This is a genomic window from Prochlorococcus marinus str. MIT 9211 (assembly GCF_000018585.1).
Lineage (GTDB): Bacteria > Cyanobacteriota > Cyanobacteriia > PCC-6307 > Cyanobiaceae > Prochlorococcus_D > Prochlorococcus_D marinus_B.
Window position 1 is genome coordinate 319,751 of sequence record NC_009976.1, and the last position, 12,729, is coordinate 332,479.

General features: G+C 38.8%; 14 protein-coding genes and 1 tRNA gene. 4 read left to right on the top strand and 11 right to left on the bottom strand.

The window, feature by feature from the left end:
* Window positions 1–3: 3 nt before the first annotated feature.
* Both P9211_RS01675 and P9211_RS01680 read right to left on the bottom strand, forming a co-directional pair.
* Window positions 4–813, bottom strand: coding sequence for a phycobilisome rod-core linker polypeptide (locus P9211_RS01675; protein ID WP_012194895.1), 810 nt, complete (start codon window positions 811–813; stop codon window positions 4–6).
* 31 nt (window positions 814–844) lie between these two features.
* On the bottom strand, window positions 845–2,263 hold the full coding sequence (locus tag P9211_RS01680; protein ID WP_012194896.1) for a BCD family MFS transporter: 1,419 nt from the start codon (window positions 2,261–2,263) through the stop codon (window positions 845–847).
* A 79-nt stretch (window positions 2,264–2,342) separates the two neighbouring features.
* On the opposite strand from P9211_RS01680, the gene P9211_RS01685 reads away from it, so the two are divergent.
* Window positions 2,343–3,812, top strand: a complete 1,470-nt coding sequence (locus tag P9211_RS01685; protein WP_012194897.1) for a nucleotide sugar dehydrogenase — start codon at window positions 2,343–2,345, stop codon at window positions 3,810–3,812.
* Between the two features lie 3 nt (window positions 3,813–3,815).
* On the opposite strand, the gene P9211_RS01690 is transcribed toward P9211_RS01685, so the two are convergent.
* From P9211_RS01690 to psbB, 9 genes are all read right to left on the bottom strand, one after another.
* Window positions 3,816–4,037, bottom strand: a complete 222-nt coding sequence (locus P9211_RS01690) for a hypothetical protein (RefSeq protein ID WP_012194898.1) — start codon at window positions 4,035–4,037, stop codon at window positions 3,816–3,818.
* 107 nt (window positions 4,038–4,144) lie between these two features.
* Window positions 4,145–4,217 (bottom strand) — tRNA-Phe (locus P9211_RS01695).
* A gap of 82 nt (window positions 4,218–4,299) precedes the next feature.
* Entirely contained in the window at window positions 4,300–5,544 is a 1,245-nt protein-coding gene (locus tag P9211_RS01700; protein WP_012194899.1) for an FGGY-family carbohydrate kinase, read from the bottom strand.
* 11 nt (window positions 5,545–5,555) lie between these two features.
* The gene (gene metK, locus P9211_RS01705) at window positions 5,556–6,788 is read right to left on the bottom strand and encodes a methionine adenosyltransferase (RefSeq protein WP_012194900.1); all 1,233 of its coding nucleotides are present in this window, start codon (window positions 6,786–6,788) and stop codon (window positions 5,556–5,558) included.
* A 41-nt stretch (window positions 6,789–6,829) separates the two neighbouring features.
* Window positions 6,830–7,606, bottom strand: coding sequence for an HAD family hydrolase (locus P9211_RS01710; protein ID WP_012194901.1), 777 nt, complete (start codon window positions 7,604–7,606; stop codon window positions 6,830–6,832).
* A 14-nt stretch (window positions 7,607–7,620) separates the two neighbouring features.
* Window positions 7,621–8,736 (bottom strand): 30S ribosomal protein S1, encoded by a 1,116-nt coding sequence (locus tag P9211_RS01715; RefSeq protein ID WP_012194902.1) that lies wholly within the window; start codon window positions 8,734–8,736, stop codon window positions 7,621–7,623.
* A gap of 103 nt (window positions 8,737–8,839) precedes the next feature.
* Window positions 8,840–9,313, bottom strand: coding sequence for a transcriptional regulator NrdR (gene nrdR, locus P9211_RS01720; protein ID WP_012194903.1), 474 nt, complete (start codon window positions 9,311–9,313; stop codon window positions 8,840–8,842).
* A gap of 220 nt (window positions 9,314–9,533) precedes the next feature.
* Complete coding sequence (locus tag P9211_RS09200; RefSeq protein WP_012194904.1) at window positions 9,534–9,629, bottom strand: photosystem II reaction center protein T; 96 nt, start codon at window positions 9,627–9,629, stop codon at window positions 9,534–9,536.
* A gap of 37 nt (window positions 9,630–9,666) precedes the next feature.
* Window positions 9,667–11,223: a photosystem II chlorophyll-binding protein CP47 gene (gene psbB / locus P9211_RS01725; protein ID WP_012194905.1), complete on the bottom strand. Its 1,557-nt coding sequence runs from the start codon at window positions 11,221–11,223 to the stop codon at window positions 9,667–9,669.
* Between the two features lie 242 nt (window positions 11,224–11,465).
* Here psbB and P9211_RS01730 point away from each other — a divergent pair, with 242 nt between their 5' ends.
* The 3 genes from P9211_RS01730 to P9211_RS01735 all read left to right on the top strand — a co-directional run bounded on the left by P9211_RS01730 (window position 11,466) and on the right by P9211_RS01735 (window position 12,727).
* Entirely contained in the window at window positions 11,466–11,828 is a 363-nt protein-coding gene (locus tag P9211_RS01730; protein ID WP_012194906.1) for a 2Fe-2S iron-sulfur cluster-binding protein, read from the top strand.
* Window positions 11,829–11,971: 143 nt separating this feature from the next.
* On the top strand, window positions 11,972–12,121 hold the full coding sequence (gene psbM, locus P9211_RS09205) for a photosystem II reaction center protein PsbM (protein WP_086934865.1): 150 nt from the start codon (window positions 11,972–11,974) through the stop codon (window positions 12,119–12,121).
* Window positions 12,122–12,280: 159 nt separating this feature from the next.
* Window positions 12,281–12,727 carry an acyl-CoA thioesterase gene (locus tag P9211_RS01735; protein WP_012194907.1) on the top strand — a complete coding sequence of 149 codons (447 nt, stop codon included), beginning with the start codon at window positions 12,281–12,283 and terminating at the stop codon, window positions 12,725–12,727.
* Window positions 12,728–12,729: the final 2 nt, after the last annotated feature.

Sequence of the window (12,729 nt, forward strand, 5' to 3'; positions counted from 1 at the left end):
CTTCTATTGGTTACTTATTCCATAAATTACGTTATCACTTCTAGCAAAGCCTTTTGCATATAGAGCTGTATTTATAAAACTTGATGTCTGAGCTCCTATAGGTGAATCCCAGAATCTTTGGTAAGGAACTAAATCTTCTCCAAAAAACTCTTCATACTCTAAAGAATCTACTAGGGAATCTACATGGGCTTCATACCCCTCTGAATGGATTAACTCTATGTTGCTTATAAGCTCATGGCTGTTGAATAATGGCCTTCCAAGTAAATGTTTGAAACTTAGCTGTATGCATTTTTTTTGGCTAACTCTATCGAAATAGTTGTTTCGATAAAAAGTAGATTTTGCTAGGCTTCTAATGAACTCTCTGATAGGAATATCTCCATTCCTTAGCCTTCTTTCAATATCTATTGGTCTTTGACTCTCCATAGGATATAAATTTCCAAATACTTGACGATAAGAAGATTGTATTGCTTCCTCAAGCGAGATGTCATCATAAGGTAAGTATTCTTTGAAGGTAAATACTTGGTGATAATTATGGTTATACTTTTTGCCAATTGGCTTCTTTTGTAATAGATATTTCTCTCTTTTAAAAACTCTTGTAAAATGATTTTCTGGGTATTTTACGTCTTGCTCAAGCTTGGAATTGATATTTGAGGTGAACTTTTCTTGTTGTCCAGGCATGCAAGCACTCTTTGAGTGCATAAAATAAGTTGTTTGATTGCTACCAGAAACTCTAGTTTTGCCATACCCTACGGGTTTATTGTTGTTGATTTCTGAGAGTATATTCTCAAGTTCATTTTTGCTAATAAGAACCATTTAATTTTCCTATTGGTTGGTTTTTAATTGACTAATTATCAAGTTCTGCCATAAGTATATCTTCCATCTTAGCTGATGTTTCTTGCTTGAACTTGTTAACACTAACATTATTAAGTATTAAAACTGCAATTATAGTTATAATTATTTCAAGACTAAATACAAACGAGAATGCAAGCAAAGGATTATTAGGACCACTTATAACCCTCCCGATGTCTAAAAGCCCTCCTCCTAGTAGTTTCCCCATTGCTCTTGATAATGCTTGAGCTAGGCCCCAAACCCCTACAAAAGTACCTGCAACCTCTGGAAGAGTTAGATCTAGCATTAAAGAAAGAGCACTATTAGTAGCTATTCCTGCGGCTAATCCAAAGATTAATAACACTCCAAAAAGTAAGTTTTCATCTTTTGTATAGCCACTTATAATGATTAATATTAAAGAGGTAGTAATCATCCAGCATCCAATTTTAGCAGCTTTAAACTTGCCAATCCGGGGTGTAATCCATAAACCTGCAATTAGAAGTCCTATTAAAGTTCCAATTCCCCAATATGCATTCAATAATGTTGTCTTTGAGATAGGCAGGTTAAATACCTCTGCGCCAAAACTTTCAAGAATTGGGTCTTGCAGGAAAAGCCCTAATGTATAAAGTATCAGGAAGCTGAAAAATATAAATATTTGATTGCTAGATCGTATTAAATTCCAGGCAGGTTTTAAACCTATTTCTTGCCTTTGCTTTCTTTCTTTTGACTTAAATTTATTACTCTTTGGCTCAATACCAAGACAAGAAAATATAGATATAGTAAAAATAATTAAACTCACTCTTAGCATAAATTTTTGGAGAGTTGGTTGAAGTAGTAAAGGATCAGTTATTCCATCTAGTCCCTTAGTCGTTATTGAAATTGCAATTGCTCCCACAACAATTCCTATTGTTAGCATGCACCATATTATTCCTACTACTTTAGGCCTTTCTTTCTCAGTAGTTAGATCAATAACTAACGCTAGATAAGGAGTAGTAGCCATAGATATAGCTAGACCATATAAAGCAAATAATGTACATAGACCAATAGCACTTGATGCAATAGCAATGAAAGAACCTGAGGCTAATGCCTCTTCAGTAATAAATATTATTGGGATAGATAGTACAGCTAATATGCAAAATGCAGCTGACCCTAGATATATATATGGAGTTCTTTTTCTCTCTCTAATTGGCCAATTGTCTGATAGGTTCCCAAATAAAACTCTTGAAGGTGCTACCAATTGCTCAAAAGCAAGCCCTCCTCCTACAAGAATTGCTGGAAATGCAAGCTCTGAGATCATGATTCTGTTAAGCATCCCAGCAAAGATGACAGCCAGGCAGCCTAAGCACCCTTGGAATAAGCTAAGTCTCGCGAGACCTAAGGGAGTTAATTGATTCGAGTTTTTCAAAATAAGCTCTTTATTATTGAATGATCTCATCTAAAGAGATTAATATTTCTATAATTAATTTTTTGGAATTTCCTTTTTACATAATGTCTTTATTCATTCGGGTGCTCCAATGAGTGGATCTAAATCTCCAGCGACGATTAAAAATATTTGTTGTATAGGTGCAGGGTATGTTGGTGGACCCACAATGGCTGTTATTGCTGACAGGTGTCCTTCTATACAGGTGAAAGTTGTAGACATTAATCAGTCAAGAATTAACGCATGGAATAGTTCCGACTTAACTAAATTGCCAGTTTATGAACCAGGCTTGGATTTGGTTATCAACCGTGCAAGACATAGAAATCTGCATTTTTCTATAGAGGTAGAAAAGGCAATCTCAGAAGCTGATATGGTTTTCATATCGGTGAATACTCCAACAAAGACTAAGGGATTAGGCGCCGGTAAAGCGAGTGATCTCAAGTGGGTAGAAGCCTGTGCTCGCCAAGTCGCAAATTTTGCAAAAGGACATACCATTGTCGTAGAAAAAAGTACTTTGCCAGTTAGAACTGCCGAAGTAATTAAAACAATTTTGGAGGCTGCTCAGTCGTCCTTAGACCGAGATTTGAATTCTCCTACTTTTGAAGTTTTATCCAACCCTGAATTCTTGGCTGAAGGAAGTGCGATTCATGATCTGGAAGAGCCTGATCGAGTCCTTATAGGAGGTGAAAACTCTCAAGCAATTAATTCTTTGGCATGGATTTATCAGCATTGGGTTCCTGAAGAAAAGATTTTAAGAACAAATGTCTGGAGTAGTGAATTGGCTAAGCTCACCGCTAATGCATTTTTGGCTCAGAGAATAAGTTCAATAAATTCAATTGGCGCTTTATGTGAGGCCACTGGAGCAGATGTAAGAGAGGTTGCGCGCGCGATTGGAACTGATAGCCGAATTGGCTCAAAGTTTCTTGATGCAGGTCCTGGTTTTGGAGGCAGTTGCTTTAAAAAAGATATTCTTAATCTTGTTTATTTATCACGCTACTTTGGCTTACCTGAAGTGGCTGATTTTTGGGAGGGAGTGGTAGATCTAAATACTTGGCATCAACATAGAATCTCAAGATTAGTGGTCAAGAAGCTTTTTGGCACTTTGTCCGGGAAAAGGGTGGCAATGCTTGGCTTCGCCTTTAAGGCAAATACTAATGACACTAGGGAATCTTCGGCTATTAACATCGCAAAGGATTTGTTAGATGAAGGCGCTCAGCTATCAATTCATGATCCAAAGGTAGACCCAAAGCAAATAGCTGTTGACTTGGACTTACCAGAAAGCAAGTCTTTTGTTTCTAAGGAATTTGGCTCTAATGAAAAATTAGGAGAAGGTATTTGGTGCTTTGCGAAAGATATTGCCGATGCTTGTAGTTTTGCAGATGCAGTTTTGATTCTTACTGAGTGGCACCAATATTCTCAGATTGACTGGGTTGAGATTTCTAAAAAGATGAGAAATCCTGCATGGGTTTTTGATGCAAGGTCAATTGTAGATTCAGAAAAAGTATTCGATGCAGGTCTGCAATTTTGGCGAGTAGGAGATGGATCGGAAAGGATAAGTAATTAGTAGTTATTGAAGGTCAAGAAGCCGAATACGGAATTTGGCTACTTTAATTGCTTCTTTTGATGAATTTATTATGAATGGATGATCCTTTATCATTTCAAGGGTTTTTCTTATCTTTTCTTCTTTATCAAGAAGATTTTGTTTTGATAACTCTTTGCTTTTCCATGCCTCGTCAAATGCCATAGAAAAGCTGTCAGCATTATTGTAAAGATTATTTTTATGTTCCATTGTTAATCTTCTAATTGACTAAGAGCCTTTGTATTTATGGAATATAACTTTAATTCTGATTGAATTCAATAGAAAAATCTACACACATAGTTGTGCTCATTTTGAAATGCCAGGACCCAGATTTGAACTGGGGACACGGCGATTTTCAGTCGCCTGCTCTACCAACTGAGCTATCCCGGCTTATCGCCAATGCGATTTGTTGATTTTATATCAGCGCTAAATACGACCTTACTAGGCTGTTGCTCTTCTGGGCTAAAAAGCCTCATAAGGATTTATGAATTGATTGCATCGCTAATAGAGCTACCCCTTCTGCAGGCTGCTTTTTGGAAGAAAGTATGGGGATTCCAATTATTCTTTCCCTTATACGACGCCATTGAGGATTGCGTGCTCCGCCACCAATAGTAATTATTCTTTGAGGCGCTTTAATACCGAGTTTTTCAAACTTATTCCATCCTTGGGCTTCTATACGGGCAATGCTTTCGAGGAGTCCATGGAGATATAGAGAGTCACTCGTTGGCCTAGGCCCAAGAATTGGTTCTAGGTCAGGGTCGTTAACTGGGAATCGCTCTCCTTTTATCATAAGAGGCATTAGCTTTAAACCACTATCTATTTCTGGATTTATCTGTCTACTCAGCTCTATCAGATCTTCATCAGAAAAGAATCTTCTTAAAACAGCTGCACCTGTATTAGATGCACCCCCTGAAAGCCATTGACCCCCAACCAAATGGTTAGTAATACCATGACTTCTAATAGGCCCATTTACAAATCTTTTAATTACTAATGTACTTCCTAAAACTGTTACGCCATCAGTTGATGATGGATTTACAGCAAGAACAGCTGCATTTGAATCTGTTGTTCCTGCAAATACTTTAAGATTCCTAGGAAGATCTAATCTTTTAGAAATAGATGATGAAACTGTACCAAATAAATTCCCGCTAGAAATTATTTTTGGGAGACAATTACGCCACTCTAAATTTTGAACATCTTTAAGCCATGTTTTACTTAGGAGATTCCAGCCAAGTTTAATGTTATTTCCTTCTTCCCCTAAATCCCAATTATTTAACAACCAACCAGTAATCCAGTCGGCCTGATGCCTTAGTAATATATCGCATCCATACTTATTAGTTAAATATAATGCTTTTCTAATGCTACTATATCTTTCTAGAGAGCTATTTTTTATAGTGCTTAGTTTTAATATTCCCTTTGTTTCATCTATACAATTACTATGATAAGGAACTGCTTTGCTAATAGGATCCCCTTGAAAATCACATGCTATTATCGTTCCTGAAGTTCCATCTACAGAGCAGGCAACTAGATTAGATTTGAATGATTTTGGTATTTCTCTAATTAGTTTTTCACAAGAATTAATCCAATCATGATAATCTTCTAGGTTATTTTCATAATTTACTGATGAAGTATAAATTAGGTCTTTATTTCTATTGACTATTGCAATGCGAACACCACTAGTACCAAGGTCTATTCCTAGCGCTAAGGGAAGACTTCCCATTGATACAGGTTTTAATTGTGTAATGCAATTAGTTCTTTTGCTTTCTCATCTACTTTCTCCCAAGGTAAGTTAAGATCCGGACGCCCAAAATGCCCATAAGCTGCAGTATCTCTATAGAACCGACCAGATCTCTTGCTGGGTAGGTTCTTTAGATTGAATTGCTCAATAATTGCTCCTGGACGTAGATCAAAATGTTTTTTAACTACTTTAGTTAGCTCTTGATTTGACATCTTCCCACTGCCATATGCTTCTACCAGTATTGAGACTGGATTGGCCACTCCTATTGCGTAACTAAGTTGAACTTCTACTCGCTTTGCAAGCTTTGCAGCAACAATTGACTTGGCAACAAACCTTGCTGCATAAGCGGCCGATCGATCTACTTTTGTAGGGTCCTTCCCTGAGAATGCACCTCCACCATGCCTTGCATAACCTCCGTAGGTATCGACAATAATTTTCCTGCCAGTCAGGCCAGCATCTCCTTGGGGACCTCCAACTACAAACTTTCCTGTGGGATTAACTAGAAATCGAGTTTTTTCTTGATTAGGCTGTAATTTCAGGTCGCTAGTAGCAGGTTTGACAACGTATTCCCAAAGGTCTTTAGTTATACGTTCTCTGATGTCTGCCTCACTTGAAAGATCATCAATCTCCGATGTGTGTTGAGTAGAAATAACAATAGTGTCTATTGCTATTGGTTCATTGTTCTCATAAATAACGCTGACTTGGGTTTTCCCGTCAGGCAGTAAATACTTAAGGGTCCCTTGGTGCCGAATTTTCGCAAGTTGCCTAGCAAGTCTATGAGCAAGGCTTATAGGTAAAGGCATTAGCTCAGGTGTCTCGTTGCAGGCATAGCCAAACATTATCCCTTGGTCACCAGCTCCAATTTTGTCAAAGGGGTCATCAGTATGATCTTCAGCTGTATCAACACCTTTTGCAATGTCAGGTGATTGTTTATCAAGTGCTACTAATACAGCACAACTGTTTGCATCAAAGCCTCCTGCTTGAGCATCTTTATAGCCAATCTCTTTTATTACGCTCCTTACAAGATTAATGAAGTCAACTTCTGCTGTAGAAGTTACTTCCCCTGTAATAAGGCATAAACCAGTATTAACAACAGCTTCACACGCAACTCTGCTATGTGGATCTTGAGTTAGTAATGCATCTAGAACTGCATCACTTATTTGATCGCAAATTTTGTCAGGATGCCCTTCAGTAACTGACTCAGATGTAAATACAAATTGGCTCATTGACTATCAAGCGTGATTGCCCAGGTTGAAAGTTTAAGATTTTACTGAATATTTAATTCATCCCAATGATGAATTAGATGGTCATGTTCATATAGCAAAGGTTGGCTTGTCCATCCAGCTGTGTATCCAAGAACAATTTTTATATTACTTTTTCTGGCCATTAAAAGATCACTATCAGCATCACCAATGAGCGCACATTCTGAACTCTTAGCTTCCAGTGTTTTGCAAAGTCCTATAGCTGCGTCTGGTGAGGGTTTAGGAGGATAGTGCTCTGCACTCCAAAAACTGTCGAAAACTTCTTCAAGGTTATTAATTCTGAGAAACTTGCTAATCCCTTCTTTGGTGTCATTGCTAATTAAACCTAAGTATATACCTGAGCTTTTTAAGCTTTGAAGAAGTTTTTCTGCTCCTGGCAATAGTTGACTGGCATGTGAAGGCTTACTTGAGCTATCAAGAATGTTATCTACCGCTAAGAAAACTTGATTTGCTAATAAAAGAGACTTTGGCCAACTTTCTCCCAAAATAGAAAAAACCGTGGCGGTTGATATCAAGTTATCACTTCTAGATGCAATTGCCATTGACCCATTTGCTTTAATCCCTTGAGGAGAGAATCCATATGCTGAATATAAAAACTGTTTGAGTTTAGAGATTGCACTCGCTGAATTACTAATCTTCTTATAGACATTAATAGCTTCTTTGACTCTTAGTTGAGAAAGGGCAATTAGGCGTTTTTCACTGTCAACTAAAGTTCCATCCTTATCAAATAAAATTGCTTTTACACTACCTATAAATTTACCTCGAAGGCATAATTGAGGCATTACAGAGGTTATATCTAAATTTCCATTGTTGCTATTGGGTTTTCACCTTCCTCTGCTTGCTCAAGTAACATTTCCTTGTATTTAGCAGCCATTTCTTCGGCTTTGTCAAATACTTTCTGTGGGTCGCTCAGCATATCCCCAGGCTCAGGCTCAAGTGCTTTTGTCGAAAGAGAAATACGTCCTCTCTCTGCATCTAGGTCAATAATCATCACTTTCATCTGATCATTGACATTTAGAACTGAATGAGGGGTTTCAATATGTTCATGGCTAATTTCCGAGATATGAAGCAGTCCACTTACCCCTCCTATATCTATGAAAGCTCCATATGGTTTTATTCCTCTCACAGCACCAACAACAACTTCACCAACTTCTAATCGATTCATTTTTCTTTCGACTAAGGCACGCCTATGACTTAGTACTAATCTATTTCTCTCTTCGTCAACTTCTAAAAACTTTAGTGGTAAGAACTCTGCGACTAATTCTTCTTTAGCTTTCCTAGTACTAATATGAGAACCAGGTATAAAGCCTCTAAGTCCTTCTACTCTTACAAGTGCTCCGCCTCTATTTGTTGCAAATACTTCTGAGTAAATAGTTGCATCTTCCTTTTGAAGTTGTCTCACTCTTTCCCATGCGCGCTGATATTCAATCCTCCGGATAGAAAGTGAAAGTTGACCATCTTCATTCTCTTCACTCATTATAAAAAATTGTCTTACTTCTGAAGGTTGGAGTACATCGCTTAAACCTTCAACACGATTAATGGATACTTCTTGCATTGGCATGAAAGCTGCCGTTTTTGCTCCTATATCAATCATCGCTCCCTTTGTTTCAAGAGCAAAAACTGTTCCATTGACAATGTCGCCAGGCTTGAAGTTGTAATCGTATTTGCTTAAAAGTGAGTCAAACTCTTCAAGAGTAAAACCTACTCCATCAAAATCGTGTTTTTTTACTCTGCTAGAAGGATCATCTGCTGTTGGGATATCTTCAGGAATATCTGTGTCTACTTGGTTACCTGTTTCTTCAGGAGTCTTGTTATTAATTTCTGGTGAAGAGGTTTGACTCTCATCAATACTCTTAGCTGCCTGTTCTTCTGTCTCTAGCTTTTGTGAAGCCTCAGGTGAGTTTTCAACCATGATTAATTAGCAGTATGCCTGTTATGGCAATGCGAAAGTATTTCCCTTAGGCCTGCCTACCTAGAGGAACTAATACAACACTCTACATATTGGAGTGGCCTAATTAGATAACAGTTGCTAATTTTTTGTCTGGCTTAAAAGTTTCAAGCGTCTCAACGAAATCATTAATGCCATTAAATTGTCGATAGACAGAAGCGAATCGAATATACGCAACTTCACTAAGACCTTTTAATTGCCCCAAAACCATTTCCCCTAAATCTGAACTGCTAACTTCTTTCATGTTTCTTTGTTGGAGCTGTATTTCGATTTCATCAACAATTGATTCTATTTTTTGATTATCAATGCATGTTTTTTCACATGCTCTGATTAGACCATTCAATAGCTTGCTTCTACTAAAGGTTTCTTTAGATTCACTTCGTTTTATAACTGTTATAGGAACTGTTTCTACTCTTTCATAAGTAGTAAAACGGAAATCACAATTAAGACATTCTCTTCGCCTCCGAACACTTTTGCCAGTATCGGCAGATCGAGATTCTAAGACGCGACTATCAGTGTTTTGGCAAGAGGGGCATTGCATATTGCCCTAAAAATAAAAACTTCTTTCTATAACTCTATACATTTATTCGTATTCTGAGAAGGCCTAAATTTACTTAAGTTATATACACATAATAATTCTTCGAAAAAGTCTATGAATTAATCATCATTTTTTCTATGCGTGTCTAGACAATCTAGTTGGAGAAATAACACTTCCCAATAAAAAAGCCCTGCGAAAGCAGGGCTTTTTTATTGGATTTGTTTTACTTATCGAACTTTGGAGGATCGCGGAAAGCGACGGCAAAGAACAATGTTACGGCTGCCAAGGCCATTAAAAGGGTGTAAGAAAAGGCTTCCATAGAGAGGTTTTAGATAGAGGCTAAGGATTCCTTGAAATTAAGCACGCCCTGGGACGCGTCGTGTGGATTCATCTCCAAGTTTCTTGAAGAGACCAAACTCGACCTGGTCGCCAAGGTCTGGATCAATTCCAGCAAAGGTATCTCGATATAGAGTTCTGGCAGCATGCCACCAGTGCCCAAATAAGTAGAGCAACCCAAAGCAAGCATGAGCATAAGTAAACCATGCTCTTGGGCCACTTCGGAAGACCCCATCTGATTTGTAGCGATCTCTATCGAACTTAAAGGACTCACCAAGTTGTGCTTTGCGAGCAAGACGCTTAACAACTACAGGGTCACTAAAGGTTTGCCCACTTAGTTCACCACCATAAACTGTTGCAGTAATGCCTGTTTGTTCAAAGGAATACTTGGCTTCTGCTCTACGGAATGGAATGTCAGCTCTGACATTTCCATCTTTGTCTTCAAGAATTACTGGGAAGTTCTCAAAGAAGTTTGGCATTCTTCTGACTTCAAGCTCATTTCCTTCTTTATCTGAGAATGAAACGTGACCTTGCCAGCCAGTTGGGACACCATCGCCATTAACTAGAGCACCAGCTCTAAATAATCCTCCTTTTGCAGGGCTATTTCCTACATAGTCATAGAAAGCTAGCTTCTCAGGGATTGCTGCATAAGCTTCTTCTTTAGAAGCACCCTCATTTATAGAGGCTTGCACCCTTCTATTTATTTCAGTTTTGAAGTACCCAGAATCCCATTGGTATCTGGTAGGACCAAATAGCTCAATTGGTGTGGTAGCAGATCCATACCACATAGTTCCAGCAACCACAAACGAGACAAATAGGACTGCAGCAAGCGCACTTGCGAGAACACCTTCTAGGCTTCCCATCCTTAAATTCCTATAGAGCCTTTCTCCAGGACGGTTGGTGATATGGAAAACTCCACCAATAATTCCTAAAAGACCAGCTCCAATATGGTTAGCGACAATTCCTCCAGCACTAAAGGGGTTGAAGCCGTCTGCACCCCAAACAGGAGCGACTTTTTCTACGTGACCTCCTAGGCCATATGAGTCTGAGACCCACATGCCAACGGCTGATAGATGGAATGCGCCAAAACCAAAGCAAGTAAGCCCTGCAAGAAGTAAATGGATTCCGAAAATTCTTGGTAGATCTAAGGCTGGCTCTCCTGTTCGGGAGTCTTCCCAGAGCTCTAGATCCCAATAGGTCCAATGCCAGATGGCAGCAAGCATTAATAGGCCACTGAAGAGGATATGTGCTACAGCGACCCCTTCAAAAGTTGAATAAGGTAGAGCTTTTCCCCAGAACCCTAATGAATCAAAGTCGAATGAGCCGACACCTCCAGTGATGTCCCAACCCTTCCAACTGCTTGTGACACCTAAGCGGGCCATGAACGGCATGACATACATGCCTTGGCGCCACATAGGGTTCAAGACTGGATCAGAAGGATCAAATATGGCCAATTCATATAGGGCCATGGAGCCGGCCCAGCCGGCTAGCAAAGCAGTGTGCATGAGGTGCACGGCCAAGAGTCGGCCAGGATCGTTAATAACGACAGTGTGCACCCGATACCAGGGCAATCCCATGGGTAAGGTTTCAAGTAACGAAGCTGCTTAATGCAGCCAGACCCGTTGATCGTAAAGGGTCTCCTATCTATCACGGTGCAGGTTGTTGCTAGCTGCAACGACTGTTGATATTCCAGTATTTATAAATTGACCCTTCTAAAACACTGAAAAATCAGTGCAAATGTTCTTTTTGCTGGTTATATGAACGCATTTTTACTCGTTTTAAGCCAAAATTAAAGATCAGTTTTGTAACTTTTTTCACCATGCCAACGGTTCGTTTTATTCGAGAAGGAAGGGATGTTAAATGCGAAGTTGGCGAAAATTTGAGAGAAGTTGCTTTAAAGGAGGGTCTGCAACTTTATGGTCTTAAAGGTGTCTTGGGAAATTGTGGTGGATGTGGTCAATGCATTACATGCTTTGTTTCGGTTGAAGGAGGTGGTAAGGACTCCTTATCCCCATTAACTGAGGTTGAGAATGCAAAATTGTCCAACCGTCCCAAGAACTGGAGACTCTCATGTCAATGCCTTGTTAAATCTTCTCTGGTTGTTTTGACAAAACCTCAGGCCCCTCCTCCTAATTCAAAAGCTCTTATTCAAGCAGCTCTTGGAAAGGATCTGCCTACTTGAGTTGAGTTCAGTTTGGGCACTGTTAGCTTCAATTTTCATTGTTTCTCGTTACAACATCTAATGCTGCTAAGCCATCTAGCGTGGACTTAGAGGTTCTACCTTTATAGTCTTTGTAATTGATATTCCTCTCGTAGCTCGAGTTCATGGAAACCACCAACTTCGGTTTTATTATCAGCTTTCTTTTCGTTGGGATTCCAACGATTTTCCTCATTGGTCTCTATATTTCAACCAGTGATGGTGAAAAGTCAAGCTTCTTCTCTGATTCAGGAAAGGGAAAACTTGGGCCAAAATAAATAAAACAAGAGATTTTTAATAGCAAGAAAATTTTTTGTAGGTATCTACCAGGACTTTCTTATTGATGGGAATCCAGATATCTAAGGATCTTTTTCTTTTATAAGATGCTATGAGGATTAATGAAGTGAGAAAGTCATTTCTCCTTATTCATTTGATTAATGGTATTTAAGGGAGAACAGCTTAAGCCTTGGGTGCTCAAGAAAATTGTTTTGCCTCAGCACACGGACCATGCAGGGGTGATGTGGCATGGTTCATATTTTAATTGGCTTGAAGAGGGGCGAATCAATGCTTTGTCTAAGGTTGGCTTGTCTTACGCAGAGTTATCTAAGCAAGGTCTGGAAATACCAGTCTTTCATTTGCAAATTAAATATATTTCGCCCTTGTATCATGGGGATGAAGTCTTAATGGAATCAAGGGTTTTAACAAAAAAAGGTATCAGGTGGCCTTGGAAAACGATTTTCTTGAAAGACCAGAATCAGCTATCTGCTGAAGCGAATATTGAATTAGTTTTAGTAAAGCGAGATCAAAAAGGGATTCGATTATTAAGAAATTATCCACAGAAAATTGAAGTGGCCTTTAGCAATCTTCAAAAAGGCTCTTCTTGATA